26 protein-coding genes, 1 tRNA gene and 1 pseudogene are annotated in these 26,022 nt (G+C 57.0%); 13 read left to right on the top strand and 15 right to left on the bottom strand.

The window, feature by feature from the left end; all coding sequences use genetic code 11:
- The first annotated feature begins 27 nt into the window (after positions 1-27).
- Positions 28-246, top strand: a complete 219-nt coding sequence (locus tag BLT00_RS26850) for a Com family DNA-binding transcriptional regulator (protein WP_371856964.1) — start codon at positions 28-30, stop codon at positions 244-246.
- On the top strand, positions 207-1,061 hold the full coding sequence (locus BLT00_RS26845) for a DNA cytosine methyltransferase (protein WP_092147235.1): 855 nt from the start codon (positions 207-209) through the stop codon (positions 1,059-1,061). The genes BLT00_RS26850 and BLT00_RS26845 overlap by 40 nt, the downstream gene beginning before the upstream one ends.
- Positions 1,062-1,177: 116 nt before the next feature.
- On the opposite strand, the gene BLT00_RS26840 is transcribed toward BLT00_RS26845, so the two are convergent.
- The gene (locus BLT00_RS26840; protein ID WP_092147461.1) at positions 1,178-2,533 is read right to left on the bottom strand and encodes a Fic family protein; all 1,356 of its coding nucleotides are present in this window, start codon (positions 2,531-2,533) and stop codon (positions 1,178-1,180) included.
- A 500-nt stretch (positions 2,534-3,033) separates the two neighbouring features.
- On the opposite strand from BLT00_RS26840, the gene BLT00_RS31570 reads away from it, so the two are divergent.
- On the top strand, positions 3,034-3,264 hold the full coding sequence (locus tag BLT00_RS31570; protein WP_139199624.1) for a hypothetical protein: 231 nt from the start codon (positions 3,034-3,036) through the stop codon (positions 3,262-3,264).
- A 408-nt stretch (positions 3,265-3,672) separates the two neighbouring features.
- Here the strand turns inward: BLT00_RS31570 and BLT00_RS26835 are convergent, their stop codons facing one another.
- On the bottom strand, positions 3,673-4,008 hold the full coding sequence (locus BLT00_RS26835; RefSeq protein ID WP_256572794.1) for a helix-turn-helix domain-containing protein: 336 nt from the start codon (positions 4,006-4,008) through the stop codon (positions 3,673-3,675).
- A gap of 114 nt (positions 4,009-4,122) precedes the next feature.
- Between BLT00_RS26835 and BLT00_RS32260 the strand changes: the two are divergent.
- The 6 genes and pseudogenes from BLT00_RS32260 to BLT00_RS26800 form a co-directional block, all read left to right on the top strand.
- Positions 4,123-4,314 (top strand): annotated as a pseudogene (locus tag BLT00_RS32260) (DNA-binding protein); the annotation flags it as partial.
- A gap of 43 nt (positions 4,315-4,357) precedes the next feature.
- A complete protein-coding gene (locus tag BLT00_RS26825; protein WP_092147229.1) occupies positions 4,358-4,645 on the top strand; it encodes an Ogr/Delta-like zinc finger protein in 288 nt (95 codons plus the stop codon).
- A complete protein-coding gene (locus BLT00_RS26820) occupies positions 4,646-4,885 on the top strand; it encodes a hypothetical protein (RefSeq protein ID WP_092147226.1) in 240 nt (79 codons plus the stop codon). It abuts the gene before it with no gap.
- A 69-nt stretch (positions 4,886-4,954) separates the two neighbouring features.
- The gene (locus BLT00_RS26815) at positions 4,955-7,675 is read left to right on the top strand and encodes a toprim domain-containing protein (RefSeq protein ID WP_175456241.1); all 2,721 of its coding nucleotides are present in this window, start codon (positions 4,955-4,957) and stop codon (positions 7,673-7,675) included.
- A 63-nt stretch (positions 7,676-7,738) separates the two neighbouring features.
- Positions 7,739-8,077 (top strand): DUF7673 family protein, encoded by a 339-nt coding sequence (locus BLT00_RS26810; protein ID WP_092147223.1) that lies wholly within the window; start codon positions 7,739-7,741, stop codon positions 8,075-8,077.
- Positions 8,078-8,653: 576 nt separating this feature from the next.
- The gene (locus tag BLT00_RS26800) at positions 8,654-9,820 is read left to right on the top strand and encodes an Arm DNA-binding domain-containing protein (protein WP_092147217.1); all 1,167 of its coding nucleotides are present in this window, start codon (positions 8,654-8,656) and stop codon (positions 9,818-9,820) included.
- Between the two features lie 39 nt (positions 9,821-9,859).
- On the opposite strand, the gene BLT00_RS26795 is transcribed toward BLT00_RS26800, so the two are convergent.
- Together BLT00_RS26795 and BLT00_RS26790 are read right to left on the bottom strand one after the other, a co-directional pair.
- Positions 9,860-10,672: a hypothetical protein gene (locus BLT00_RS26795; protein WP_092147214.1), complete on the bottom strand. Its 813-nt coding sequence runs from the start codon at positions 10,670-10,672 to the stop codon at positions 9,860-9,862.
- Between the two features lie 303 nt (positions 10,673-10,975).
- Positions 10,976-11,065 (bottom strand) — tRNA-Ser (locus BLT00_RS26790).
- Between the two features lie 307 nt (positions 11,066-11,372).
- Between BLT00_RS26790 and BLT00_RS26785 the strand changes: the two genes are divergently transcribed.
- From BLT00_RS26785 to BLT00_RS26775, 3 genes are all read left to right on the top strand, one after another.
- Positions 11,373-12,062, top strand: a complete 690-nt coding sequence (locus BLT00_RS26785) for a crotonase/enoyl-CoA hydratase family protein (protein WP_092147211.1) — start codon at positions 11,373-11,375, stop codon at positions 12,060-12,062.
- A gap of 188 nt (positions 12,063-12,250) precedes the next feature.
- A complete protein-coding gene (locus tag BLT00_RS26780; RefSeq protein ID WP_063324952.1) occupies positions 12,251-12,973 on the top strand; it encodes a 1-acylglycerol-3-phosphate O-acyltransferase in 723 nt (240 codons plus the stop codon).
- 133 nt (positions 12,974-13,106) lie between these two features.
- On the top strand, positions 13,107-14,078 hold the full coding sequence (locus BLT00_RS26775; RefSeq protein WP_063324951.1) for a magnesium and cobalt transport protein CorA: 972 nt from the start codon (positions 13,107-13,109) through the stop codon (positions 14,076-14,078).
- Positions 14,079-14,208: 130 nt separating this feature from the next.
- On the opposite strand, the gene BLT00_RS26770 is transcribed toward BLT00_RS26775, so the two are convergent.
- The 3 genes from BLT00_RS26770 to BLT00_RS26760 form a co-directional block, all read right to left on the bottom strand.
- A complete protein-coding gene (locus BLT00_RS26770) occupies positions 14,209-14,943 on the bottom strand; it encodes an amidotransferase (RefSeq protein ID WP_063324950.1) in 735 nt (244 codons plus the stop codon).
- Between the two features lie 88 nt (positions 14,944-15,031).
- Positions 15,032-17,176 carry a 3-hydroxyacyl-CoA dehydrogenase NAD-binding domain-containing protein gene (locus tag BLT00_RS26765; protein ID WP_092147208.1) on the bottom strand — a complete coding sequence of 715 codons (2,145 nt, stop codon included), beginning with the start codon at positions 17,174-17,176 and terminating at the stop codon, positions 15,032-15,034.
- A 26-nt stretch (positions 17,177-17,202) separates the two neighbouring features.
- Positions 17,203-18,408 carry an acetyl-CoA C-acetyltransferase gene (locus BLT00_RS26760; protein WP_092147205.1) on the bottom strand — a complete coding sequence of 402 codons (1,206 nt, stop codon included), beginning with the start codon at positions 18,406-18,408 and terminating at the stop codon, positions 17,203-17,205.
- Between the two features lie 607 nt (positions 18,409-19,015).
- Between BLT00_RS26760 and BLT00_RS26755 the strand changes: the two genes are divergently transcribed.
- On the top strand, positions 19,016-19,828 hold the full coding sequence (locus tag BLT00_RS26755) for a c-type cytochrome (protein ID WP_092147202.1): 813 nt from the start codon (positions 19,016-19,018) through the stop codon (positions 19,826-19,828).
- Positions 19,829-19,957: 129 nt separating this feature from the next.
- Here the strand turns inward: BLT00_RS26755 and BLT00_RS26750 are convergent, their stop codons facing one another.
- The 8 genes from BLT00_RS26750 to BLT00_RS26715 form a co-directional block, all read right to left on the bottom strand.
- On the bottom strand, positions 19,958-20,761 hold the full coding sequence (locus tag BLT00_RS26750; protein WP_063324947.1) for a transglutaminase family protein: 804 nt from the start codon (positions 20,759-20,761) through the stop codon (positions 19,958-19,960).
- Complete coding sequence (locus tag BLT00_RS26745; RefSeq protein ID WP_063324946.1) at positions 20,758-21,708, bottom strand: alpha-E domain-containing protein; 951 nt, start codon at positions 21,706-21,708, stop codon at positions 20,758-20,760. Before BLT00_RS26745 ends, BLT00_RS26750 begins: the two co-directional genes overlap by 4 nt.
- Before the next feature lie 9 nt (positions 21,709-21,717).
- Positions 21,718-23,127, bottom strand: a complete 1,410-nt coding sequence (locus BLT00_RS26740) for a circularly permuted type 2 ATP-grasp protein (protein ID WP_063324945.1) — start codon at positions 23,125-23,127, stop codon at positions 21,718-21,720.
- Positions 23,128-23,515: 388 nt separating this feature from the next.
- Positions 23,516-23,857 (bottom strand): ribonuclease E inhibitor RraB, encoded by a 342-nt coding sequence (locus tag BLT00_RS26735; protein WP_003179463.1) that lies wholly within the window; start codon positions 23,855-23,857, stop codon positions 23,516-23,518.
- Positions 23,858-24,058: 201 nt separating this feature from the next.
- The gene (locus BLT00_RS26730) at positions 24,059-24,295 is read right to left on the bottom strand and encodes a hypothetical protein (protein ID WP_092147199.1); all 237 of its coding nucleotides are present in this window, start codon (positions 24,293-24,295) and stop codon (positions 24,059-24,061) included.
- 141 nt (positions 24,296-24,436) lie between these two features.
- Positions 24,437-25,045 carry an START domain-containing protein gene (locus tag BLT00_RS26725; RefSeq protein WP_092147196.1) on the bottom strand — a complete coding sequence of 203 codons (609 nt, stop codon included), beginning with the start codon at positions 25,043-25,045 and terminating at the stop codon, positions 24,437-24,439.
- 54 nt (positions 25,046-25,099) lie between these two features.
- Entirely contained in the window at positions 25,100-25,354 is a 255-nt protein-coding gene (locus BLT00_RS26720; RefSeq protein WP_063324943.1) for a YkgJ family cysteine cluster protein, read from the bottom strand.
- Positions 25,355-25,502: 148 nt separating this feature from the next.
- Positions 25,503-25,979: a translation initiation factor 2 gene (locus tag BLT00_RS26715; RefSeq protein ID WP_092147193.1), complete on the bottom strand. Its 477-nt coding sequence runs from the start codon at positions 25,977-25,979 to the stop codon at positions 25,503-25,505.
- Positions 25,980-26,022 lie beyond the last annotated feature (43 nt).

Genomic DNA, 26,022 nt, shown 5'->3' with positions numbered 1-26,022 from the left:
CCGCATTACGAAGACGCTAAAAGGACAATGCTCAAGGACGACCTCATGCAAGACATACGTTGCGGAAACTGCTGCCGCAAACTCGCCGCCGCCAGCGGCTTCCAGGAATTACAGATCAAGTGCCCGCGCTGCCGGACACTCAACCACCTGAAGGCCCAGAGCCTCCCCCAAGCGTGCCGAGAGCATCCAGAACAACGAGTTCATGAATGCAGCAACCCACCATTGGCAGCCTGTTCGCAGGCATAGGAGGCTTTGATGTCGGATTTGAAAACGCGGGATACCGCAGCGCCTGGCAAGTTGAACTCAACCCCATCAACCGGGCTGTGCTTGCCGATCGATTTCCCCATGCACGCCAGTTCGAAGACGTGCGCCAGTGCGGCGCCCATAACCTCTCCCCTGTCGACGTCCTCACCGCTGGCTTCCCCTGTCAGGACATCAGCATCGCCGGATGTCGGGAGAGCAACCAAGACACCCGAGGCCTGCGCGGCGAACGCAGCGGCCTGTTCTGGGAAGTCATACGTATCCTCAAAGAGATACAACCTGGCTGGGTGGTCCTTGAGAACGTCGTTAACCTGCTCGCTGTCAACGATAGCCAAGACTTTGAGACAGTCATCCGGGCCCTTGCGGACTGCGGGTATGTGGGATTTTGGCGAGTGCTTAATGCTCAATATTTCGGAGTCCCCCAGCAACGTCGTCGAATATTCCTGGTCGCCGGTTATCGACGCATGCCCCCCTTCGAGTTCCTGGCTGACGCCGCGCCAGTGGACGCAATACCTCCAGCGTCTCGCTCGATCCGCTGGCCACGCCCCGCGAATGCCTGGGCTGCCAATACTCTATTGGCAAACAAAGCCGGATCCCAAATCGCTTTGGGCTGTACCACTTTCGTCGCTCACTCGAACGGATGGGATCAGATGGTTGAGCGGCAGCGAGCGTCTGAGGATGATGGGCTTTGCCTCGGACTGGATGCGGCCAACCTTGCGGAGGCTTTCAGTGCCGGAAATGCCGTTGTTACGCAGGTGGCAGAGTGGGTTGGGCGGGGGTTGAGGGGAGCTCGGATTTAACTCCACTACTTCAGGGGCCGCAGTTTTGAGCCGCCGCAGGGATTGCGTGCGGCCTAGCGCAACAACTCTCTCACCGCGTCCGCGTTCGATTAGGAAGCTACGGACAGACGTAGAAGTCAGGGTTTCCAGTTTTTAAGAATCTGAGCAGTATCAACCATTTTATAAACCCATTCATTTCCATCCTTAGCCTTACTAAAAAGTTTGAGCTCAACCAATCCATTTAAGACTGTAGACGCAGTATTATAAGCACATCCCAGATTATGCTTAACGCTATTAACAGTGAATTGTTGAGCACCACCATTTTTAGCCACATTAAAAACTATTCTCTGCTTTTCAGAAAGCTTCGCATACAGCCCCGACTCATAAAGAAACGCATTAAACTTATCCATCGCAACAACAGTCGCATCATACGTTTTTTTAAACTGCCCAATTGCCCTTGTAATAACCCTGCATTGATAGTCGATAAAATACGTGAGATCCATATCGTCAGTCTCAGTGTACAAATAGCTTTTCCCATATTGTATTGGCGCTATCTTCAACAGTGTACTAATAGCTATATACCTAAACGCACCAAACCCTCTTTTGAACAGATACCAATAAAATAACGACCTTGCAACCCGGCCATTCCCATCGTGAAATGGATGTTCAAACCCTATTATAAAGTGAAGTATGATCGCCTTCACCAGAGGATGAATGTAGTTTATATTACTCATATCTGTATGATTGGTATTCACCCAATCAACAACCTGCTGTAAGCGCTTCTCGAGCGTTTCGGCACGTGGTGGTTGGTGTACGACATTACCATCCCCATCCTCCACTACTACGTCATTGCTATTCCTAAACTCGCCGGGATGATACCTCTCATCGTCAATCCCTTCGACGCCTATATGATGCAGTTCCAATATAAGATCTAGAGAGAGTTTTTGATCCCTATTTTCCCAAGCATACTTCATCATCTTATAGTTCCCGATGATCATTTTCTCATCGAGAGTTCTAGGTCCTCGTTTTCTTTTTAACAACTCTTTTGCTGCTTTAGTTGTGGTTGCAGCGCCTTCTAACTGACTACTACTAATCGCCTCATCTTCGATTAGATCTTTAAGCAAATATTGAAGATGTTTACCTTCGCCGATTTTTGCGCACATCCATTCTAAAGCAGCAGTTGTGGTATGTTGATCACAAGCTGATATAGCGATATGCATAGCGGGCGTATAGAGAAACTTGCAGACTCTTGGAGGCTCCCCTAACGACAGCACGGGTACAAGTTGCCTAGCCCGAGCAAGTTTTAGTACTGACCACGCCAAAACAGGCTCTATATCTGTAGGTAGCCTAAAGCGAAATTTGTCGAAATGCTGGTAACGCCCCTTTGGGTCGATCACTTGGGCGTATTCCATATACGCACCTGCTTTCTCAGGGTATTTTTCGATTATTTTTTGGTACGGGTTGGCAATCGTTGCCGGTGGGGTTTTGATCATGCTCATTTCAAAAATCCTTAAATTTGAAACGAGCATAGCCCGACGGCCAGACGATTTCAATTCTGAGGAAAAATGAAACGTAACGCGCTTTGAATGGATCTCCCTCTAGCGTTCGTAGCTGATGGCTTCGTCTCATACACGCTGCCAGTGAAAATTTGAGGCGCCTGCATCCCTAAGCATTTGTTGGCCTGCGCATGGGCATTGACGTGGCGGGTGCGGGTGCGGGTGCGGAGAAATGCTGCCTTTTAGTTTCCGTCCAACTCTCGTCCAATTCAGGTGGATTTCAATGCGGCATATACGTTCAGGGTGGCTACAGTGAGTCCGTATCCAGGGGGGATACCCTATTGGGCTCATAATCCTTTTTGGTCCACGGTTCGAGTCCGTGTGGGCCCAGCATCCTGACAGCCGCGCATTGCGCGGCTTTTTCGTGAGACGGCTAAAAACGGCCTCTACAGAGAAAACCCTATGAGCAGAAAAAACAAGATGTTGAACAACCGGGAATGACCAATGGCCTCAAGGCTCTTGGTCATGTAGCAATTGGAATTCAGTACGATATGGCACTGGCTTTCGCGAAAGCCAATCCTGGTCTATCTACCGAGCAGATCATTCAACTGGCAGCAGTAGGTTCTACAATCCAGTTCGATGCAGTGATTCACCAACACTACACCGGGAAAAGCGCACCTGAAATAACGTCAAAGCTCCGTAACGTTCGTCCTGGAAAAGCACGGTGATTTTGAGCGGCACCAAGATGCTGCATAGCAGTAGGTAGAGGGTCTCTGCCCAGCTGAGATCCTCTACCTTGCTAGCCTCAACTACAACAATCTCGCCAGTTTGATAAATAAAGCCCCTTCTCAGGCCTGCGATATTGAGATCATGGAGCGCACGCAAGCGTCCTTGCAACGTGCCTTATATAACCCCGATCTGTATCAGACAATTCCCTGTACCATGTAAGAAGATTCCACTCATCTCGTGTCAGCTCAGAATTTTCTCGGTCGCTCTTCTCCACGCCAATGTTCTTTTTCTCATCCTGATCCAACATGCCCACTACTCCATTAAGTGCATTGCGTGCGCAACGTTACTTAGCCGTGTGGGAAATCAAAACCGAAATCCATCGTAACGAATCGTTTAAATACGACTAGTTATTTCTCGGGATGGGAAAAGCCGGGAGCTACAGCCATCGCACTGATGATGCGATGCACAGCTTTTTGGTCATAGTCAGACAGCGTCCTGAACTGCTGCAGCAGCGCTTCTTCGGCCTCGTTCAAGCCTTCGAGCGCAGGTTGCATCCGCCTTCCCGTCAAAACATACGGCACATCGACACCAGCCTTAAGCACCGCCGTAAGGTAGACGGAATCAGGGTTTCGCTCGCCTTTTTCATAGCTGCCCTGGGTATTGCGGGTGATGCCACCCAGTTGCGCGAAGGCCTCTTGGTTGAGCCCAAGCCGCGTCCGTTCTTCACGCAAGCGTTCACCCACGCCAACGTCCATGTCATTTTCAGATGCACAACTTTTCAAACTTTCACCCTTTACAGGCACAAATATTTGGGCATAATTACACCAAATCAACACGGATGCCCACGAATGGACACTATGCCCGCCCCTCTCACACCCGAGCAAGCCCGAGCGGTGCTTGATCGAAAAGGTATCAGTATTGCGGAGTTCTCTCGTCTGAACTCGCTGAACAGCAACCTGGTCAGCGACCTGCTGAATGGTCGGAAGAAAGGACGCCGCGGCGAAGCCCATCGGGCTGCGGTGTTATTGGGTATCAAGGTCGGCACTGTCCCGGCAATCATCACTCCATCAGCCCTCGCGCAAGGACGCCGCCGTGAGCACTTACAAATTGGTCTGCCCCCATTGCCAATCACGGATGCGCATCCGCACCAGTGAGGGCACACATATTTTTCTTCGCATTGCTTACTTGCAATGCACTAACGAAGCTTGCGGTTGGTCTGTTCGCGCCGAGTTTGAAATGACACACGAGATGAGCCCCAGCGGGATGGCCAACCCGTCGGTCAAGTTGCCTTTGGCAGATGTCGCGCTACGTCGTGAGGCGATGACAACGAACGTCGCTCAACTCGAACTATTACCCCCACTCAAGGATGGAGCGGACTGAATGAACGATACCCAGCCTATTTCGCTTGATTACCGCAGCAGCATGCAACAGGCCGCCCTTGCCTATCTGGCTCGCCACCAAGCAGAACATCTTACCGATGGCGATCAGTTGTTCAAAAACTGTATCCGCCATCTGATCGTTGCACTTGAGGTGCCGTCCAGCATTGCTATGAAACTGGTGCAGTTAGCCTGGACTGAGCATCACGCGGCGTCCGGCCTCGACCACCCTACTTCGCTCTAACCCTTAATCAATGACCCAACCCTACTCGACCGTAGGGCTGGGCTTGTATTGCCCATCAGTTGGGGCGACATGGAACAGTCAGAAACGCTACGGGCTGAAGTGCTTCAACGGCTCAAGGACGATTACGGATTCAAGGCGCGGCACAGCGACGTCTATTGGCGCGGCGGCAAGTGCCCAGCTTGTGGACAAAAAGAGCTTTATACCCGGGTTTCAAAACCGTGGCTGATCATTTGCGGACGCGAAAGCAAATGTGCGAAGCGCTGGCACGTTAAGGAATTGTATGAGGATCTGTTCGATGACTGGAGCCGGCGAGCGCCCTCTTGCGATCAATATCCCACCGCAACAGCTCGAGCCTATCTGGAGTTTGCCCGTGGGTTTCGGCTTGAGCTGATTCAGGGCTGGTTTAGCCAAGAGTCCTACTATTGCCGAGAGCTGAACGAAGGCAGCACTACGGTCCGCTTCGCCCTGGACAAAGGGGGATATTGGGAGCGGCTGATTGATCGTCCGCACCGCTTCGGCAAGATGAAAGCCCGGTTCAAGCCTGGCGATAGTCCTCGCGGCGTTTGGTGGTGTCCGCCTTGCGTCGAGTTGCTGGACGTCGCCGAGCTGTGGATTGTCGAGGGGATCTTCGACGCTATCGCTCTGGCGCATAACGGCATTGCAGCAGTGTCGTCCATGTCATCCAACGCGTTTCCCGAAGAGTCGTTGAGAGCGCTGGCACGACTGCGCGGCAGCAAGTTGCCCAAGTTGGTCTGGGCGCTGGACAACGAACCCGGTGCACATAAATACACCAGACAGTGGGTGCGACAGGCCCGCGTCCTGGGCTATGAATGCGAAGCTGCGCAGATCCCTCAACCTGACAGCCGCAAGGTTGATTGGAATGACCTGCATCAGCGCTGGGCCTTTATAGATGACGAACCCCAGCGCACCGAGCAAATTAAAAGAGACTTGGCTACCGCCCGCTATCACGGCTCGCTTCTGATCGCCGAAAGCGCGACCGAGAAAGGCGTGCTGATGTACGAATGGCGCGAGCGCTTTGAGTTTCACTTCGAGTTCGAGAGCCGGCTGTACTGGTTCAAGATGGACCTGGAGAAGTTCAACAAGGCCATGCAGGCGTTGGAGTCTTCGGAGCGCCACGAAGACCAGTTGCTTAACGATAAACAACGTCGTGACAAGGCACTGCGCCAATGTGGTGGTGTTGTCGAAATCGCCAACTGCTACCCCCAGGCGCTGTACTTCCAGCGCAACGAGGTAACTGACGAGTCCTGGTACTACTTCCGTGTGGACTTTCCGCACGACGGCGGCAGCGTAAAAAACACCTTCACGGGCGGTCAGGTCGCCGCCGCCAGCGAATTCAAGAAGCGCTTGCTCAGCATGGCTGCCGGCGCGGTGTTCACAGGCAGCGGGCAGCAGCTCGACAAGATCATGAAGGACCAACTCTATGGACTGAAAACTGTAGAGACCATCGATTATGTGGGCTACAGCAAGGAGCATGGGGCCTATGTGTTCGGCGACATTGCCGTGCGCAATGGCATCGTCAGCCAGGTCAACAAAGAAGACTTTTTTGAGTTCGACAAGCTGCGACTCAAGACGCTGCAGAAGTCGATCGCGATGCACATCCAGCGTGACACCAAGCAATACCGCAACGACTGGCTGCCCATGCTTTGGACATGTTTCGGCGCCAAGGGAATCGTTGCACTGGCGTTCTGGTTTGGCTCGTTGTTCGCCGAACAGATTCGCGCACAGTACAAGTCGTTTCCCTTTCTTGAAGTCACGGGCGAGGCCGGTGCCGGCAAGACAACACTGCTGACTTTTCTCTGGAAGCTCCTGGGCCGAGAACACGAAGGTTTCGACCCTTCGAAATCAACACGTGCTGGCCGCCAGCGAGCCATGGGCCAAGTTTCCAACATGCCGGTGGTGTTGATCGAGGGCGACCGCAACGAGCCGGACAAGGCGCATGCCAAGGGCTTTGACTGGGACGAGCTGAAAGACTTCTTTGGCGGCGGCACCCTCGGCACCAGGGGGATGAAAACCAGTGGTAACGAAACTTACGAGCCTCCGTTTCGGGGTGTCGTCGCCATCAGCCAGAACGCCGACGTCAGCGCGTCGGAGGCAATCCTGACCCGGATTATCAAAACTCACTTTGCTCGCCCTGCGGTGACCACCGAGAGCCGTGTCGCCGCGGATAACCTGAACTTGATCCCGGTGGAACAGCTCAGCCACTTCCTGCTGATGGCTGTGCGGGCTGAAGCCCAGGTCATGGCGAAGTTTGCCGAGCGCGTGGCGGTACACGAGCAGCGTCTGCGCCAGCTTAAGGAGATCCGTGTGGAGCGGATCATCAAGAACCATAGCCAGATCATGGCGCTAGTGGACTGCCTTTGTTTGATTTGTCCGCTGGATGAAAACCAGCGTGTCACTACCCATCAAGCCCTCACCAGCATGGCTCTGGAACGTCAGGCGGCGATCAGCGCTGACCATCCTTTGGTTGCCGAATTTTGGGATGTTTACGAGTACCTGGAGAGCCTCGGCGAAGGGCCGCAGGTCAATCACAGCGTCGACCCGAAACTCATCGCCATCAACCTCAACGACTTCGCCGAAAAAGCCAGCGATCACCGACAGAACCTCGCGGATCTCAAGACCCTGCGCACGCTGTTGGTCAATAGCCGCAGCCGCAAGCTGCTTGAGGTGAACAAGGCCACTTACAGCGCCGTCCGAGCGGCCCAGGCAGCCAATAACACGATGACTAGGAAATCCACCACCGTGCGTTGCTGGACCTTCCAGAACGCCTAAGCAACACCGCTTGTAACCACCACCAGTCGGGCAACGCCTGGACAACATCAAAGGAGCAACACCATGTCACCAGATCGAATCATAGAAGCGTTTGACGAAATTTTTCGATACGAGAGAGCCCTTCCTGCTATTCGCCTGGCAGGTATTGAGGCACTACACCGATTGATGCCTATCGCTCAAGGTCATTCAGGACAGAGTGGCGTCATAGGCCGCTTCTTGCTCGGGCTTTACAACGGCCAGGACTATCCCTTCGACATGACCGAACTGCGTCGGCTCGATGCGGCTCTTTTCGATGACTGCATCACCGTCTTGCGGCTCGATAACACGACCGAACGAGAGGTGCATCGGTACTTCGAGGATGGTGATGCGATTTGGGAGGAGTTGCGGAATCGATGGGTATGAAGACCGGAACGAAGTCGTAGCAATCATCACGCAAGACCAGGCCAAGGCCTGAAAGATGGTGTCGAGGAGCGCCAACTCCCCGACACCGACCACCACTAAGGAGCAGCACCATGCAAGCACGGACCCCAAGCAGCAGCGCCGGGGAGACTAGCACGAACGCGCTGAAACCCGATGATGACCTTTCCTACGTCGCCCGAACCACGGCAGGCGGTATCGCTGTATTTCATGACTCCCGAGGCGTCGGCTTCAAGGAGTTGGCGCGATGAACAATGGCAAATCCTTTCCTTGGAATCTAGACCTGACGGGGTTCTGCGACCAATGCGGGAAATACCGCGCCCACGGCAACCACTACAAGTGCAGTAAGACCCGACAGGCCATTAACGAGCGACGTCGGGCCGAAGAAGCCTTGTCAGGAAAAGCTTCGAGACTCAGAAGAGGTGCCAGCTTGTTCTGGTTACTCCGTCAGGACTGATCAATAGCGCTTAGCTCGAAAACAACGCAGCACGGGAAGCCAGGGACGGCCTTCCCTCCCGCCGGGTTCTGGTGGGGCTATTCATAGATCGCATGGAGACGCATATGGCAGATGGCGTAGAGGCCCGCGGAAATTCGGTACGGGTCTATTTTCGTTTTAATGGCGAGTTGTGCCGGGAGCTTGTGCCCGGTGGTAATACACCCGAGAACCGGGAGCATGCAAAGCGTCTGGTGACAGTCATCGAGTACGAAATCCAGGCAGGTACTTTCGATTACCGGCGGCATTTTCCCGAGTCGACCAAACTGGCCGAAAACACCTTCGGGCATTACCTGGACCTTTGGCTGACAATCAAAAGCAACAGCGTCGCCGCAACCTCTTTTCGCGGGTATAAGAATAAGGCTGAGGTGCACGTACGGCCACGCTGGGGACACATCCAGATCGATCAGATTGACCATCTAGACCTTCAAGAGTGGATCCAGGGACCGCTGTCGAAACGGCTCAAGAACAAAACCATTCGCGACATCATTTGCAACGTGCGCCAAGTGTTCCGACTCTACCGCACCCGAAAGAAAGTCGCCCATGACCCAACGGAAGGGCTATTTGTGCGTCTTCCCGACCCAGAGGCCCCTGACCCTTTCACTCGGGCGGAAATCAGACAGATCCTAGAAACACCCACCCATCGCACCCAGGAGCTGCTGATGGTGCAATTTATGATTTGGGCTGGCCCGAGGGTGTCGGAGACTATCGCGCTGGCCTGGGAGGATGTCGACTTGGAACAGGGGATGGTCACCTTCCGTAGATCCAAAGTGCGCGGAGCTTACCGTGTTACGAAAACCCGGCGCTCCACTCGCAAGGTACGGCTGCTGGAGCCTGCGTGGGACGCGCTGCGTAAGTTAGACGCGATCAACCACACCAAGAGAGCGGAAACGGTAGAAGTCGTCGAGCGGGACAATAAGACGATCCGCAAGCACAAGCTGCGCTTTGTATTTCTGAATACGAAGAGTGGTTTGCCGCACGTCAGCGATTTTGTTGTGAGGGACAGGTTTTTCAAAGCACACTTGAACGCGGCCGGGGTTCGCTATCGCGGGCCTGGTCAGTGCCGGCACACCTACGCCAGCCAGTTACTTACGACGGGCGTGGCTTCGATCGATTGGATTGCGGAGCAGATGGGCCATACAAGCGCGAACATGATCCGACAGCATTACGGAATGTGGATTAATGAGGATGGTCCAGACGTTGTCGGAATGCTTCAAATTGCCCTGAACCTTTAGGCATTTTCCTGAGAGGGGCCATATTGGCCCCACTTAGGATTAGAAGACAGTTTTTATAACCTTATCAACTCCATCAATAAGCTCACGCACTTCTTCGACTGTTGGATCAGTGGGATTTTTATGACCACATTTATTACGAATATCGCCCAAAAATTGGATATGCCTAGACTGCGATAGCTCAATGACGCTTGCGGCTTTTAGCGCATCGTTAAGCACCGCGATAGTGCCAGACTTCTTCGGCAGCCCATGATTGTCACATACCTGCTTTAGATGCCCCTCCAGCACGACTCCGGCGACGGCCCCCGCAGCACGAGCAAATTTATTTTTTAGTAGCTCTCTAGCCACATCGAGTTCAGAGTCAAAAAGATCAGCCTGAACCAACTGTTTAATGTCAAAGAGTGAGCTCTCAAAACGCTTCTCTATGGACTCAAGAATAGCTATCTGCTGCTGCAACAATGGAATAGCCGCAGATACGTCAACAATCACGTCACCATTATACTTAGCAGACGTGAGGGACTGGCACGCGTCCTCTATTCGATAAGTCTCGATATCAAATGACTTACGTGTTTTTGGCCGTTCGTAAAACTTTACGAAGTCCGAATACCGGTCCGGGAGCAGCTGCTTTACGACAGCCAAAGCTTCCGAATACCAGTGGTTGTAACAAATCCGGAAAGGTTTGAGCGAATTGTCGTACTTTTCAATTTTCTCTTCGGTCCATCCGGCCTTTGACAAACGGGCTCGCCATACCTCCGTACCTTCTGCGCTACGGCGAAGCGCTTGAAGAACTGCCCCTCCCTCTTGAAGTAAAGCCTTCAAGTCTTTCCGGTACTTTTCTAGATTGGATACTGCCATTGCTCCCTCGCATGTACATGACAGATTGATCGTCGGTCAAACGAACGAGAGTAATAGCATTTTAGTGCCACGGATAGTTGAGCCCACCGTTTTCCATGCATCCGTCGTTGCTTCGCTGGGAGTCGTAGGCTGGGCCTTCCGTCCGGTCCGGCAGCAGAAAGAAAGGGATCCGGAGCTAGGTCGCACTTGAAGGAAATCCTCAAGTGTTCCCATGGATGTTCCCATACAGGCGCTTTTTGCAGCCCTGAAAACACAAAACCCCTGAAAACTTTAACGTTTTCAGGGGTTTAGGCGTTTCAAATTTGGCGGTGAAGGAGAGATTCGAACTCTCGATACAGTTTCCTGTATACACACTTTCCAGGCGTGCTCCTTAAGCCACTCGGACACTTCACCGTATCTCGACAAACGTTCAGTCTGTCGAGGCGCGCTAATGTAGTCGAAAGCTTTTCCGATGGCAAAGGTTTTTTTCAGAATTTTCATGCGGTTAAGCTTGGTCGGGCATTTCAAACGCATCTGGGCAGGGCAAACCGGCCAATCTTCGGGGCTGTATAGGCAATGCTCTATAGATGAAGGCTTGGTGGGATGGGAGGGCCAGGCTGTTTGCGGGGCTTGGGGCTGACCGGTGAGTCAGTCACGGTGCTTTACCTGACCTGCGGCGGTGGGTAACGTCTGCGTCACTTCTCTTACAAGGAATAGCGTCATGAGCGACTTGATTACCTACCATCTCGAAGACGGTATCGCGACCCTGACCTTGAACAACGGCAAGGTCAATGCCATCTCGCCAGATGTGATTGCCGCGTTCAACGCTGCGCTGGACCAGGCGACGGCGGATCGGGCGGTGGTGATCATTACCGGGCAACCGGGGATTTTGTCGGGTGGTTACGATCTGAAAGTGATGACTGCCGGTCCCAAGGAAGCGGTGAGCCTGGTCACGGCCGGCTCGACCCTGGCCCGTCGCCTGTTGTCGCACCCCTTCCCCGTCGTTGTTGCTTGCCCGGGGCATGCGGTGGCCAAGGGGGCGTTCCTGCTGCTCTCGGCGGACTATCGCATTGGTGTGGAAGGGCCATTCAGCATCGGCCTGAACGAAGTGCAGATCGGCATGACCATGCACCACGCCGGTATCGAGCTGGCTCGTGATCGCCTGCGCAAGTCGGCGTTTCACCGCTCGGTGATCAATGCCGAGATGTTCAATCCGCAGGGCGCTGTGGATGCCGGTTTCCTCGACAAGGTGGTGTCGGCCGAAGAACTGCAGGGCGCAGCCCTGGAAGCGGCGCGTCAGTTGAAGAAGATCAACATGACAGCCCACAAGAACACCAAGCTGAAAGTGCGCAAGGCTCTCCTGGATACGCTGGACAGTGCGATTCTGTTGGATCAGGAGCACTTGGGCTGACGCTTGTAGAGCCGGGCTTTTTCCTACGCGCGTCGTTTAAAAGTCCGCAACCGCTCTAGGCCGCTTCTGTCGCGTTATTTGGAAACATGTGCTTAAACATCGTCTATTTCCTACATCTATAGGGGCAATTGCCGAAAACAGTGCACATCCGTACACTGCGCAACCTTTTGTCCCGATGGGGCCCGTAGATGCTGTTTGTATTGCGTATGTTATTGATGGGCCTGCATTTTGTAATGGCTGGCGTGCTCGGGGTGATTTTGGGCCTGTGCCGGCCGTTCAACCCGGACAACAGCCGTTTATGCGCAAGGTTGTACGCATTGCCGGCGATGTGCATTTTGCGTTTGCGGGTCCGGACGCAGGTCGACTCGCTGGTGAATAAGCCCAACGGCTGCGTCATCATCGCCAACCACCAATCCAACTATGACCTGTTCATGTTCGGCAACGTGGTGCCGCGTCGTACCGTGTGCATTGGCAAGAAGAGCCTGAAATGGGTGCCGCTGTTCGGGCAATTGTTCTGGCTGGCGGGCAACGTGTTGATCGACCGCGGTAACGCGATCAAGGCCCGAAAATCGATGCTGACCACCACCCATACCTTGCAGCACGAGGACACCTCGATCTGGGTTTTTCCGGAAGGCACGCGCAATCTGGGCGCAGACCTGCTGCCATTCAAGAAAGGCGCCTTCCAGATGGCAATAGCCGCCGGAGTGCCGATTGTTCCGGTGTGCGTGAGCAGCTACATCAAGCACATGCGCCTCAATCGTTGGCGCAGCGGTGACATCCTCATACGTTCATTGCCGGCGATTCCTACGGCCGGATTGAGTATGGATGACATGCCCCGGCTCATTGCCCAATGCCGTGAACAGATGCGCGAGTGCATCGCGACAATGGACCGGCAGTTGCAAGCCGCCTGAATGGAAACCCACCCCCTCGGTGGGTTTTCTTTTGCTGCCGAACTCCGCAGATTTTGCTGACTCTCAAGCTACAGGGCGCGTTAAGCTGGACGCCGCCTGTCACTGCCATTTCCAATAAGAAGTGAACCACATTATGGGTAGAGTCGTTGCTGCTGCGGTCTACAGCGCCGGTAAGAAAGTCACCAATATCACCCTCGACGAAGGCAGCACCTGGGCTGCCAAACCTGGTCATTTTGTGTGGATCGGTCTCGAAGAGCCCAGCGCCCTGGAGCTGACCAACCTGCAGCGTCAATTCAACCTGCACGAACTGGCAATCGAAGACGCCATGGAGAAACACAGCCGTCCCAAGCTGGAGACCTTTGGCGATGCGCTGTTTATCGTCACGTATTCGCCGATACGCAAGGACGGCAAGCTGCAGTTCATCGAAACCCATATCTTTGCCGGCAAGGGCTACATCATCACGGCTCGCAACGGCCACTCCGCGTCCTACGCCCACGTCCGACAGCGCTGTGAGGCGCGTCCGCTTTTGCTGAAACACGGGGAAGATTTCGTCCTCTATGCCATCCTTGATTTCGTGATTGAAAACTACCAGCCAATGGGTGAGGCCATCCACGCCGAAATCGATGAGCTGGAACACAATGTCATGTGCAGTTCCCTGAACGAACGGGACATCCAGAACCTGCACAGCTTGCGCCGCGACGTATTGCGCCTGCGCCGTTATGCGGCGCCAATGGTGGAGATCAGTGAAGAGTTGCAGCGACTGGACTTCCCCTTCATCGACAAGAACATGAGCCCGTACTTTCGCGACGTGCAGATTCATGTCACGCGGCAAATGGAAGACCTGACAACCCTGGCCGACATCGCCAGCCAGACCATCGAAGTCGGCGTGTTGCTCGAAGCGTCGCGCCAGAGCGTGGTGCAGCGCAAGTTTGCAGCTTGGGCGGCGATCCTGGCGTTTCCCACGGCTGTGGCCGGGATCTATGGGATGAACTTCCAGGACATGCCGGAGCTGAGTTGGCAATACGGCTATTTCGCGGTGCTAGGAGTTATCGCGGTGGGATGCTCGTCGCTGTGGTGGAGCTTCAAGCGATCGGGATGGTTGTAGGCGAGCGTTCTTCGCTGGGATGTGTGTGGGATTCATCGCGAGCAAGCTCGCGATGACCTGGCACATCCAGCATCAGGCCAACTGATCCCCCCTATCGCGAGCAAGCTCGCTCCCACATGAGGGGTGATCGTTAGCCTTGGGTGGCTTCGGCCTGCGGCTTGTGCGCGACGAAACGCATCATCCATTCCGCCACCGTGGTGCCGTGGTGCTCGTGGGCAAGGCTCGCCACACCCTGGCTATAGATCTGCTCGCCGAGGTGCTGCTGGCGAATCTCCAGCAAGGCCCGGGAATAATCGTGGATGAACTCTGGGTGCCCCTGGAAGCACAGCACCTGGTCGTTGATGTGGTAGGCGGCGAACGGGCAGAAATCGCTGGAGGCGATGACCGTCGCGCTTTCGGGCAATTCGGTGACCTGGTCCTGATGGCTGATCAGCAAGGTCAATTCTTCCATCACCGGGCTCATCCAAGGCGCCTTGGCGGCGAGCTTGTAGCGATGGGTGCCGACGCCCCAGCCTTGGGTGGCGCGCTCGGTCTTACCGCCCAGCAACAACGCCAGCAGCTGGTGACCAAAGCACACACCGAGCAATTTATCGCCGCGCTGATAGCGCGCCAGCAGGTAGGTCTTGAGGGTTTGGATCCAAGGGTCGGTGCCGAAGGAATCAGCCTTGCTGCCGGTCACCAGATAAGCGTCGAACTGCTCGTCATCGCTGGGGTAATGCCCCTCCATCACGTTGTACACAACAAATTCGGCCGCAATGGGCTGCTGCGAAAACAGGCGCTGGAACATCTGCCCGTAACCCTGATATTGGTCGACCAGTTCCGGACGCAGGATATCGGTTTCCAGAATGCAGATGCGTAGCGACATAAAAAATACCTGACACGATGATGGGAATATTGCACACCACAGAGCCTGCCTTGAAACATGGTTCCAAGGCAAGCCCTTACCCGGTCTGTCAGAACAGTTCGTGGCGGGCGGCTTTCTCCAACAACAAGGCCGGCGGGGAGAAGCGCTCGCCGTATTGCTCGGCCAGATACTGGGCGCGACCGACAAAGTCTTGCAGGCCGTATTGGTTGATGAACTGCAGCGCACCGCCGGTCCAGGCAGCGAAGCCGATACCGAAGATCGAGCCGATGTTGGCGTCGGCCGTCGAAGTCAGCACTCCCTCCTCCATGCAGCGAACGGTCTCCAAGGCCTGGATGAACAGCAGGCGATCCCGGATATCCTGCGGGGAAATCTGCCCATCGGTTTTCTCGAAGCGGCTCTTCAGCTGTGGCCACAGGTACTTTTGCCCGTTGGCCGGGTATTCATAAAAACCGGCACCGGCGGCCTTGCCCGACCGCTTGTACTCGTTGAGCAGCAAGTCAATCACGGCGAATGCCGGGTGCTCAATCGGCATCTTCCCTTCTGCGTGCAGGTCCTTGGCGGTTTGCGCGCGGATATGGCTCATCAGGCTGAGGGAAACTTCGTCAGAGATCGCCAGAGGCCCGACCGGCATCCCGGCCTTGCGCGCTTCGGTCTCGATCATCGGCGCGCTCACGCCCTCGCCGAGCATGGCGATGCCCTCATTGGTAAAGGTGCCGAACACCCGCGATGTGAAGAAACCGCGACTGTCGTTGACCACAATCGGCGTCTTGTTGATCTGCAGGACAAAATCGAAACCCCGAGCCAAAGTCGCGTCACTGGTACGCGCCCCCTTGATGATCTCCACCAGGGGCATTTTTTCCACCGGGCTGAAGAAGTGCAGGCCGATGAACTTCGTCGGGTCCGGTACAGCCAGGGCCAGGCCGGTGATGGGCAAGGTCGAGGTGTTGGAAGCGATCACCGCATCATCGCCCACCACCGCCTGGGCGGCGGCCGACACGCTGGCTTTCAGGGCGCGATCTTCAAACACCGCTTCGATGACCAGGTCGCAACCGGCCAGATCTGCGTTGCTGTCGGTGGGGTGAATCCGCGCCAGCGTGGCTTCGCGCTGCTCGGCGGTGAGTTGGCCGCGGGCGACCTTTTTATCCAGCAACGCCGCCGAACGGGCCTTGCCCTTCTCGGCCGCCGCCAGATCGACATCCTTGAGTACCACCGCGATGCCGGCCACGGCGCTGACATAGGCGATACCCGCCCCCATCATGCCTGCGCCGAGCACGCCGACTTTTTTCGTCAGATAAGGCGCAAGACCCTGTGGGCGAGAACCACCGGCCTTGATCTCGTTGAGCTGGAACCAGAAGGTGCCAATCAGGTTCTTCGCCACCTGGCCGGTGGTCAGTTCAGTGAAGTAGCGGGTTTCGATCAGGTGCGCGGTGTCGAAATCAACCTGGGCGCCCTCCACCGCTGCGCAGAGGATTTTCTCCGGTGCCGGCAGGCAACCCTGGGTCTTGTTGCGCAGGATCGAAGGGGCGATTGCCGCCATTTGCGCAACTTTCGGATCAGACGGCGTGCCGCCCGGGAGTCGATAGCCCTTTGCATCCCAGGGTTGGATGACGCTGGGGTTGGCAAGAATCCAGGCCCGGGATTTGGCCAGTAGTTCATCACGATCCTTCGCCAGCTCATCGATCAAACCGGCCAGCAGCGCTTGTTGCGCATTGACCTTCTTGCCCTCGAGCAGATACGGCAAGGCCTTTTCCAAACCGAGCAGTCGCACCATCCGCACCACCCCACCACCACCCGGCAACAGGCCGAGCGTGACCTCCGGCAGGCCGAGCTGCACCGACGGCAGGTCCAGGGCCACACGATGATGGCAGGCCAGGCAGATTTCCCAACCACCGCCGAGGGCCGCGCCATTGATGGCCGCCACCACGGGTTTCCCCAGGGTCTCCAAAGTACGCAGTTGGGCCTTGAGCAGCAGGACCATGTCGTAGAAAGCCTTGGCCTCGGGCTTGCCGACCTTGATCAATTCATTGAGGTCACCACCCGCGAAGAAGGTGTGCTTGGCCGAGGTGATGATCACACCGGCAATCGAGTCCTTTTCAGCCTGCAAACGGGCGACGCAGGCGGCCATGGCCTCACGGTACACCGCGTTCATGGTGTTGGCGCTCTGGCCCGGCATGTCCAGGGTCAGGACGACGATCTGGTCCTGGCCAGTTTCGTAACGGATGGCATCGGTCATGAAAAAGTGTTCCTTGAAGTCGGGGCTCAGAGGCGTTCAATGACGGTGGCAATGCCCATGCCGCCGCCGACACACAGGGTCGCCAGGCCATAACGCAGGCGACGCACCTCCAATTCGTCGAGCAACGTACCGAGAATTGCGCACCCCGTGGCGCCCAAGGGATGCCCCATGGCGATGGAGCCACCGTTGACGTTGACCTTGGCAGGGTCGATGGCCATGTCCTTGATGAACTTGAGCACCACCGAGGCGAAGGCTTCATTGACTTCGAACAGGTCAATGTCCTCCACCCGCAACCCGGCCTTGGCCAGGGCCTTGCGGGTAGCCGGCGCCGGGCCGGTGAGCATGATGGTCGGGTCGGTACTGGTGACAGCGCTGGCGACGATCCGCGCCCGGGGTTGCAGGCCCATGGCGCGCCCCTTGGCTTCGGAACCGATCAACATCAGCGCCGCGCCATCGACGATGCCGGAACTGTTGCCCGGCGTGTGCACGTGATGAATTCGTTCGACATGGCTATAGACGCGCAACGCCGTGCCATCGAACCCCATCTGGCCTATGGCCTCGAAGCTTGGCTTGAGCTTGCCCAGGCCTTCGAGCGTGGAGTCGGCGCGGATGAACTCGTCGTGGTCCAGCAGCACGATGCCATTCTGGTCCCGCACGGCGACCAGGGATTTATTGAACGAACCGTCAGCCCGGGCACGCGCTGCTTTTTGCTGGGAATGCAGCGCATAACCGTCGACATCCTCACGGCTAAAGCCTTCCAGCGTGGCGATCAAGTCGGCGCCGATGCCCTGGGGAACGAAGTGACCGTGCAGGTTGGCTTGCGGGTCCAGCGCCCACGCGCCGCCATCGCTGCCCATGGGCACCCGGGACATGGATTCGACGCCGCCGGCCACCACCAGGTCTTCGAACCCGGAACGCACTTTCATCGCCGCCAGGTTCACCGCCTCCAGGCCCGAGGCGCAAAACCGATTGAGTTGCACGCCTGCCACGCTGACATCCCAATTGGCCACCAGCGCGGCGGTCTTGGCGATATCGGCCCCCTGCTCACCAACCGGGGTCACGCAACCGAGCACGATGTCATCGACCTGGCTGGTGTCCAGATCCATGCGCTGCTGCAAAGCGCTGAGCAGGCCACCCATCAGGTTCACCGGCTTGACGCTGTGCAAGGCGCCGTCGGCCTTGCCCTTGCCGCGGGGCGTGCGTAATGCGTCGAAAATCAAAGCTTGGGTCATGACGTCCTCGAAACCACGGGTAATGCGATGCCTTCAACCATAAGCCCAGCGGCGCCGGATTCAATGACCGCAGTGCTCAATGGCGTTGACGGCCACGCTCAGACGAACGGTAGCGAGCTATCGGGTTAACCGATTCAGGAGGGCAAGCTGTCTAGCAAAAGGGCCGACAGGAAGGTGGCAATAGGCCTCATGCCTTTTTTAGAGCAATCTGTACCAAACTGATACGAATTGGATCTAAGCCAAGGCCGCCGCGGCCCCTAATGTAATCCTTGTACAAGAAAGTCGTCGGGTTTTGCCGAGGCGCTTGTCGAACAGGAAGTGCAATGCCAGCCGCCATGGATATGCAGGCTGGCTTTTAGGAAATAACAATAAAGGCGGGTCAGCCATGTTCAAACATTCGAAAGTTCGCCAAGCCGGACTCATTCTCTTTGCCACGACGCTGCTGTTGATTTTGCCGAATATCACCAAGGTGATTGGCTGATTCCTGCGCGAGGGCATCTGCATCATCCATTAGTTGTGTCGCCAAAAAATGTGACGGGTTCTCTGTTCGAGCCGCGATGGCTGTGCCAACCTTTGCGGCATCCCCTCGACATGGAAGGCGATCGACTTGAAAGCTCTTATTGTGTTCGGGGCGTTGCTGCTCAGCACGCCCCTTCATGCCGCTCAACTGGTGCTGGAGTTGGGCGCGGGCACGCGCACCTGGCAAACCGAAGAACTGCTCAAGCATCCGGACGTTCAAACGGTCCAGATCGCTGATGACGTTTCCTACAAGAAACCGATGAGCTATCGAGCCGTGCCGCTGACGGCACTATTGACGGGCGTCCAAGCGAACGACCACCTGCAAGCCGTTGCCCTGGACGGCTTCGCTGCCGAAATGCCTGCGGCGCCGTTACTCAACAAGAGCGGGGCCCGGGCCTGGCTGGCGATCGAGGACCCGGCCAAGCCATGGCCGTCGCTGGGAGAAGGCAAGCACAGTGCCGGGCCTTTCTATCTGGTCTGGACCGATCCGCAGGCTGGCCACATCAGCCCGGAGCAATGGCCCTACGCGGTGGCGACCATCAAGCGCCTGTCGGCCGTGGCCGAACGCTTCCCCGCCCTGCTACCGGCGCCCAGCCTGGCCAAGGACGACCCGGTCAATAAAGGTTTCGAACTGTTCCAGAAAAATTGCCTGGCATGCCACCGGCTCAATGGCGCAGGCGATGCACAGTTCGGCCCTGACCTGAACATTCCCTTCAACCCGACCGAATACTTCTCCGGGGATTTCCTCAAGCACTACATTCGCGACCCGCAAGCGCTGCGTCGCTGGCCCCAGGGCAAGATGCCCGGGTTCTCGGCTGCGGTGCTGCCGGATTCCGAGCTGGATTTGCTGGTGGGTTATTTGAAGCATATGGCGGGACGCAAGCAGCCATTGGCCCCGTGAGATTGCTTTTTTTGTGGCGAGGGAGCTTGCTCCCGCTGGGCTGCGCAGCAGCCCCTTAAAAAGCTTGCGAGCGCTTCGCACTCGAGCGGGAGCAAGCTCCCTCGCCACAAAAGCTCCCTCGTTGGAAGGTTATTGTTGTTGCACCGTGATCACCGGCGCCGGTGGCACGACCAGCTTGGCATGCATCTGCTCGCAACCGCCGCCGCGACGCATGCCACGTACCGGGCAGGCGTCCAGGTAATCCAGGCCCACGGCCAGCTTCAGGTGGCGCTCCGGACGGGCCAGTTGGTTGGTCACGTCGAAGCTGTACCAGGCGTCGTCAAGCCAGGCCTCCGCCCAGGCATGGCTTGCCAGGTGTTCGCTCTCTTCGCTGAACAGATACCCCGAGACATACCGCGCCGGCACCCCCAGGCTACGGGCGCAGGCCAGGAAGGCGTGGGTGTGATCCTGGCACACCCCGCTACGACCGGCAAAAGCCTGGGCCGCACTGGTCTCCACCTCAGTGGTGCCTGGGGTGTAGATCATGTGCTGGTTCAGCCCGTGCATCAGGTCGATCAGCGCCGAGCGATCACGACGCTGCTGGCATTGCTGCGCGGCGAAGGCTCGAAGGGCTTCGTCCGCTTCCGTTAGCCGGGTGAAGCGCAGGAACGGCAGCGCCGATTGGCTCTCGTGCTCGGCTTCGCGCAACGGATCGATATCCACCTGTCCGCGGGCACCGATGATGATTGTTTCGTGGGGTTCGTCCAGGGTCAGTACGTGAAGGATATTGCCGAACGGGTCCAACTGCGCACGCACCGGCCGGGGCAAATCCAGTTGCCAGCTCAGCACATGCTGGCGTTCGCTGTCGTGGGGCGTCAGGCGCAGGTACTGGATGCTGGCGCGCACCTGATCTTCATAGTGGTAGGCCGTTTCATGGCTGATCGAGAGTCTCATATGACCTCCAGGTAGGAACTGTGAATGGCATTGCCCAGTTCACGGACCAGTGGGATGAATTCGGTGAGCCAGGCATGCAGGCCCCCGTCGAGGATTTCATTGATGCCGGTGTAGCGCAGGCGTGCGTCCATTTCCGCCGCCAGCCGTTGTGCCTGCCGACCGTTGGTGCCCGGCAGGCTCGCGAGGATCTGGTTGATTTCTTCGGTGCAGGCGCGCAGCGAACGCGGCACATCGGCGCGCAACAGCAGCAACTCAGCCACATGGCGAGCGCCCGGGGCGTCACGGTAGATCTCGGTGTAAGCCTCGAAGGACGACAAGGCTCGCAACAAGGCGCTCCATTGGTAATAGGCGTGGGCCGTGCCATCGCTGACCGTGTCGGCCTGGTCACCGGCCATTTCGTAGCGGGCGTCGAGCAAGCGCAGGGTGTTGTCGGCCCTTTCGATGAAGGTCCCCAGGCGAATGAAGCGGAACGCGTCGTTGCGCATGATGGTGCCGTAGGTGGCGCCGCGAAACAGGTGGGATCGCTCCTTGATCCACTCACAGAAACGGCTCATGCCGTAGCGATTCAAGCCTTGCTCGGCGATACCGCGAATTTCCAGCCAGGTGGCGTTGATGTTCTCCCACATGTCGGCGGTGATTCGCCCACGTACCGCGTGGGCACTGGCTCGCGCGGCGCCGAGGCAGCTGTAGATACTGGCCGGGTTGGCCGCTTCCAGGGCAAAGAAATGCAGCAGGCGCTCGGCGTGCAGATCGGCGTGTCGCTCCCGATAATCATCCAGCGTGCCGGTGATCAGCAATGGCATGGCCAGCTCGTGCAAGCCATCGCCACGCCCGTCCTGGGGCATCAGTGACAACGAATAGCTGACGTCGAGCATCCGTGCGAGGTTTTCCGCGCGCTCCAGGTAGCGCGACATCCAGTACAGGTCCGAGGCGGTTCTACTCAGCATGGCAGCTCCTCAATCCTCGACTACCCAAGTATCCTTGGTCCCACCGCCCTGGGATGAATTCACCACCAGGGAACCTTCGCGCAGCGCCACCCGCGTCAGCCCACCAGGCACCACGCGGGTCTCGCGCCCCGACAGCACAAACGGCCGCAAGTCGATGTGGCGCGGGGCGATGCCGTTTTCGACAAAGGTCGGACAGGTCGAGAGCGACAGCGTCGGCTGAGCGATATAGGCGTGCGGCTTGGCCTTGATCCGCTCTCGGAAGGCATCGATCTGCGCCGTCGTCGCGGCCGGCCCCACCAGCATTCCGTAACCGCCGGAACCCTGGGTTTCCTTGACCACCAGGTCGGGAAGATTCGCCAGCACGTGGGAAAGTTCAGCAGGATTACGACATTGCCATGTAGGGACGTTCTTCAGAATCGGCTCCTCGTCCAGGTAAAAACGGATCATGTCGGTGACGAAGGGGTACACCGACTTGTCGTCCGCCACGCCCGTGCCGATGGCGTTGGCCAGCACCACGTTGCCGGAACGGTAGGAGGACAACAGGCCCGGCACCCCGAGCATCGAGTCCGGGTTGAAGGCCAGCGGATCGAGGAACGCGTCGTCGAGGCGACGGTAGATCACATCCACCGCTTTCGGGCCGTCGGTGGTGCGCATGAACACTTTGTCATCACGCACGAACAGGTCGGCGCCTTCCACCAACTCCACGCCCATCTCTCGGGCCAGGAACGCGTGCTCGAAGAACGCGCTGTTGAAACGCCCCGGCGTGAGCACCACGACACTGGGATCGTCCAGCGGGCTGGCGCTTTTCAGGGTGTCTAGCAGCAGGTTCGGATAATGATCGATAGGGGCGATGCGCTGGGCGGCGAACAGTTCGGGGAACAGGCGCATCATCATCTTGCGGTCTTCGAGCATGTAGCTGACGCCGCTGGGCGTACGAAGATTGTCTTCGAGCACGTAGTACGTGCCGTCACCGTCGCGAACCAGATCGACACCACAAATGTGGGCATAGATGTCGCGGTGCAGATCAAGCCCCTGCATCGCCAGTTGGTACTGCTCGTTGACCAGCACCTGTTCGGCGGGAATGATGCCGGCCCGGATGATCCGTTGTTCGTGGTAGAGGTCGGCCAGGAACATGTTCAGCGCCTTGACCCGCTGGATGCAGCCGCGTTCGACCACCCGCCATTCACTGGCCGGGATGCTGCGCGGAATAGTGTCGAAAGGGATCAGGCGCTCGGTCCCCTGCTCGTCCCCGTAGAGCGTAAACGTAATGCCAGCACGATGAAACAACAGGTCGGCTTCGCGCCTGCGTTGCGCCAGCAGCTCACCAGGCGTTTCAGCCAGCCAGCGGGCAAACGCCTGGTAATGCGGGCGGACCTGGCCGTTGGCATCGTACATTTCATCAAAACCGCTGCGGATCATGCCGTACTCCTTGTCACCCTGGCAGCAAGGCTTCGCAAGCCCCGTGCCATCGGCATAAACGCTTTATGATCAACGGGTTGGATTCTCCTCTGACAGGCCGCGCACTTTTCTAGTGCAACAAATGCCCCCACCCCGCTGCCCCCGCTTCATTGCGACGCAGGGGCGTCGCTCTGCTGAGCATAGTCTCGGAAAAACGACGCGGCTTGATCTGGATACAGTTAAGTACAAAACCTGGGGAAGTGATTGTGGTGTGTCAGCGAGTAATGATGTTGATCGTGCAGCCGCCATCGCGAGCAAGCTCGGCTCCCACAGGGACTCTCGTTAGCTCACAGACATGAAAACGGCCGACACAAAGGTCAGCCGTTGCTGTGGTTGCGGTGAGTGACTGTCAGGCCTGCAGGCGCCGGATCTCTTGCTTGACACCCCAGCCCTCGATCACACCACCCAAGGGTTCGACGACTGCCTCAAAGTCTTGCTCGAAGTCGCCAATGTCATCGTAAGTGGCGTACATCACCCGGCTCAGTTCCAACGACCAAGCCCCATCGTCCCGTGCACTGATCTGCGCGTTCAACGATTCTCCCCGAAAATGACCTGCCGCCCTGCGCGCCCGCTCCTCGTCCGGGAAAATGGCGTAGAACTCAATGGGATGGAATCGGGAAAAATCGAAACCGCCTTCTTTCATGCGGCGCAACACGCTGGTGCTGATGTCTTCTTGATAGGCTGTGCTCATGAAACGTCCTCCTGAAACCAATGGATAGACTTTCCGTCTTCCCGTGCGTGAAGCCCTCAGGCTGCAAGCAGTACGGCATCAAATGGCCGTCGGGACACAAGCATGTAGCTGACAAGACCGGACCTTGGCGATCCTTTCGCTGATCTCAATTGCAGAGTAGCCGCAAGTGGCGGCCGCTGCCAAGCGAGACCAGGCACCGTTTCATGAAATCGATGTAATGCTGATGATTTCGATACTGTGCTGGGACTTGAGGTTCTTGACGGTGGGATCTTCAGTGCGACCTTCCAGGTCGTTGAGGTCCAGTTGGGCGGAAACGGGCAGCAATTTTTCGCGAATCAGTTGTGCAGCCTGCTCCATCGTAGGCTCCTGCTCGTAGTCGAACTGCTCGGCGATGGCTTCGCCATGATCATCCACGAAAGTGATTTCCCACTTTTGCATCGGTGTCTCCTTGATCAATTCAGGGCCTGGCTTACCTTTATCTCGACATTGAGGTCTGAACAATCGTTCCGCCGGGCGTCTGGACGGCACCCATGAAAAGACCGCCTCTGGGGCGGTCTCTGGGTATGAAGCCGGGGCCGATCAGTTTTCGGCGCGTTCCTTCAGGGCTTTCAAAGTATTGAACGGTGCATCCACCACGAACTTGTTCGCCAGCCAGGACGGCACGTCCCCCCCTGGTTCGGTGTGGACCTGGTAGGTCACTTCGATCTGGCCAGCGCCCTTTGGCGTGAACTTCCAGAAGCCGTCGACCTGGGTCACGCGCACGAAACCTTGCTCTTCGGGCAGGTATTTCGGCACACCCTTGAGCTTGCGGGTCAGGCTGCCATCGGCGCCCTCCTCGGTGGTGACTTCCAGTACCGAGTCCCGGGACGTCACCGGCCATGGCGTGTTGAACTGAGTGTAGGTCCAGCTCTGATTACCTTCGTGCTTGAGCAGTTTCTGGCTCTTGCATTCATGAATCCAGGCGCAGGCACCGGGAACGTCTTCCTGCAGGGTCCGAAGCTTGGCCATGGTGGTTTTCATCACCGTCACGCCGCGATAGGCCTTGTATTTGGAGCCCGCCACCTCACTGAGGGAAACCTTGATACCGTCTTTCTCCTTGGCAACCTGCCAGTCCTCTGCCTGAGCGGTGGCCGTTGCCAGCAACACGGTCAACCCACACAACACAGCCATACGATGCAGCGAACCCATAGTTCTTTTCCTTATTGTCCAAGTTCGTTCAGTTAGGATCCGTTCATTGACTCATTACGCTGCCGTGATTTGCTCCCACCAACCGATCAGCCGGATGGCCTCTTCACTGCTGCTGCCGCACACCTCGATGTCGGCTTCGAACGCCGAGCACACCGCCGGACGCTCCGGCAGGCCGAAGATCCGGCACAGGTTATCGACCGACAATTGCACGCAACGTTCTCCCGCCGGCTTGCCTTGGGGCATGCCAGGGATAGGTGAGCTGATGGAAGGGGCGATGCAACAGGCGCCACAGCCTTCACGGCATTTCATGACGACAACATCCTCAGGACAGGTAATGGTTAGTAACAGAACACAGAGTAACGGCTAAAACACTCGTTTTAAATTACCGTCTGCGTGTTTTTTTGCCCACGGCGGGATGACCGAATGGTCAGCGACGAACTGCAGGCCTGTCGAAGGTTTATTGCTTGAATTCGAAATCCAGTGCTGCGCCTTCCACCTCATTGCGCTCCTGGTTGCGCAGTGGCAGCTGCATTTCATTGCTCAACAAACGGCCATTGAGCTGAAACGGCCCGGGTTTCTCGCCGAACATCGACGGCAAGAGGGGTTCACGCTTGAACTGCACTACCTTACCCGGTGGTTGCAGTTGATCGACCATCTCATGGGGCAAGCTCAAATCCAGCTTGGCCGGCGGCAATGGGGTCTTGGCGACCTCGTGGGCGGATTTGCTCTTGGAGGCGATGGGCGCGCGTTTTTTCTTCGCCGGTGCCACCTTCTTGGCGGAAGGTTTCTTGGCCGCTGTGATTTTTTTCGGCGCATCCTTCGTGACACTGGCGGCCGGTTTTTCCTGCGCCGGCGCTGCCGCGACTACGCCTCCCATGTGGAAGACGCTCAACAGGCCGATCAAAACCCAGGCAGCAGGAACAATGGCTTTCATAGATACAACAGCATTGACGGCAGAGACCCCCATGCTCGCCTGA

Origin of the sequence: Pseudomonas sp. NFACC51 (genome assembly GCF_900103575.1) — a bacterium.
Classification (GTDB): Bacteria; Pseudomonadota; Gammaproteobacteria; order Pseudomonadales; family Pseudomonadaceae; genus Aquipseudomonas; species Aquipseudomonas fluorescens_Q.
This window is presented reverse-complemented; position numbering and strand designations above follow the sequence as displayed.

Coding starts and splice junctions, on each gene's coding strand:
- BLT00_RS26850 (WP_371856964.1), top strand. CDS start 28: ATGCTCAAGGACGACCTCATGCAAGACATACGTTGCGGAAACTGCTGC.
- BLT00_RS26845 (WP_092147235.1), top strand. CDS start 207: ATGCAGCAACCCACCATTGGCAGCCTGTTCGCAGGCATAGGAGGCTTT.
- BLT00_RS26840 (WP_092147461.1), bottom strand. CDS start 2,533: ATGATCAAAACCCCACCGGCAACGATTGCCAACCCGTACCAAAAAATA.
- BLT00_RS31570 (WP_139199624.1), top strand. CDS start 3,034: ATGACCAATGGCCTCAAGGCTCTTGGTCATGTAGCAATTGGAATTCAG.
- BLT00_RS26820 (WP_092147226.1), top strand. CDS start 4,646: ATGAACGATACCCAGCCTATTTCGCTTGATTACCGCAGCAGCATGCAA.
- BLT00_RS26815 (WP_175456241.1), top strand. CDS start 4,955: ATGGAACAGTCAGAAACGCTACGGGCTGAAGTGCTTCAACGGCTCAAG.
- BLT00_RS26810 (WP_092147223.1), top strand. CDS start 7,739: ATGTCACCAGATCGAATCATAGAAGCGTTTGACGAAATTTTTCGATAC.
- BLT00_RS26800 (WP_092147217.1), top strand. CDS start 8,654: ATGGCAGATGGCGTAGAGGCCCGCGGAAATTCGGTACGGGTCTATTTT.
- BLT00_RS26795 (WP_092147214.1), bottom strand. CDS start 10,672: ATGGCAGTATCCAATCTAGAAAAGTACCGGAAAGACTTGAAGGCTTTA.
- BLT00_RS26785 (WP_092147211.1), top strand. CDS start 11,373: ATGAGCGACTTGATTACCTACCATCTCGAAGACGGTATCGCGACCCTG.
- BLT00_RS26780 (WP_063324952.1), top strand. CDS start 12,251: ATGCTGTTTGTATTGCGTATGTTATTGATGGGCCTGCATTTTGTAATG.
- BLT00_RS26775 (WP_063324951.1), top strand. CDS start 13,107: ATGGGTAGAGTCGTTGCTGCTGCGGTCTACAGCGCCGGTAAGAAAGTC.
- BLT00_RS26770 (WP_063324950.1), bottom strand. CDS start 14,943: ATGTCGCTACGCATCTGCATTCTGGAAACCGATATCCTGCGTCCGGAA.
- BLT00_RS26765 (WP_092147208.1), bottom strand. CDS start 17,176: ATGACCGATGCCATCCGTTACGAAACTGGCCAGGACCAGATCGTCGTC.
- BLT00_RS26760 (WP_092147205.1), bottom strand. CDS start 18,408: ATGACCCAAGCTTTGATTTTCGACGCATTACGCACGCCCCGCGGCAAG.
- BLT00_RS26750 (WP_063324947.1), bottom strand. CDS start 20,761: ATGAGACTCTCGATCAGCCATGAAACGGCCTACCACTATGAAGATCAG.
- BLT00_RS26745 (WP_063324946.1), bottom strand. CDS start 21,708: ATGCTGAGTAGAACCGCCTCGGACCTGTACTGGATGTCGCGCTACCTG.
- BLT00_RS26740 (WP_063324945.1), bottom strand. CDS start 23,127: ATGATCCGCAGCGGTTTTGATGAAATGTACGATGCCAACGGCCAGGTC.
- BLT00_RS26735 (WP_003179463.1), bottom strand. CDS start 23,857: ATGAGCACAGCCTATCAAGAAGACATCAGCACCAGCGTGTTGCGCCGC.
- BLT00_RS26730 (WP_092147199.1), bottom strand. CDS start 24,295: ATGCAAAAGTGGGAAATCACTTTCGTGGATGATCATGGCGAAGCCATC.
- BLT00_RS26725 (WP_092147196.1), bottom strand. CDS start 25,045: ATGGGTTCGCTGCATCGTATGGCTGTGTTGTGTGGGTTGACCGTGTTG.
- BLT00_RS26720 (WP_063324943.1), bottom strand. CDS start 25,354: ATGAAATGCCGTGAAGGCTGTGGCGCCTGTTGCATCGCCCCTTCCATC.
- BLT00_RS26715 (WP_092147193.1), bottom strand. CDS start 25,979: ATGAAAGCCATTGTTCCTGCTGCCTGGGTTTTGATCGGCCTGTTGAGC.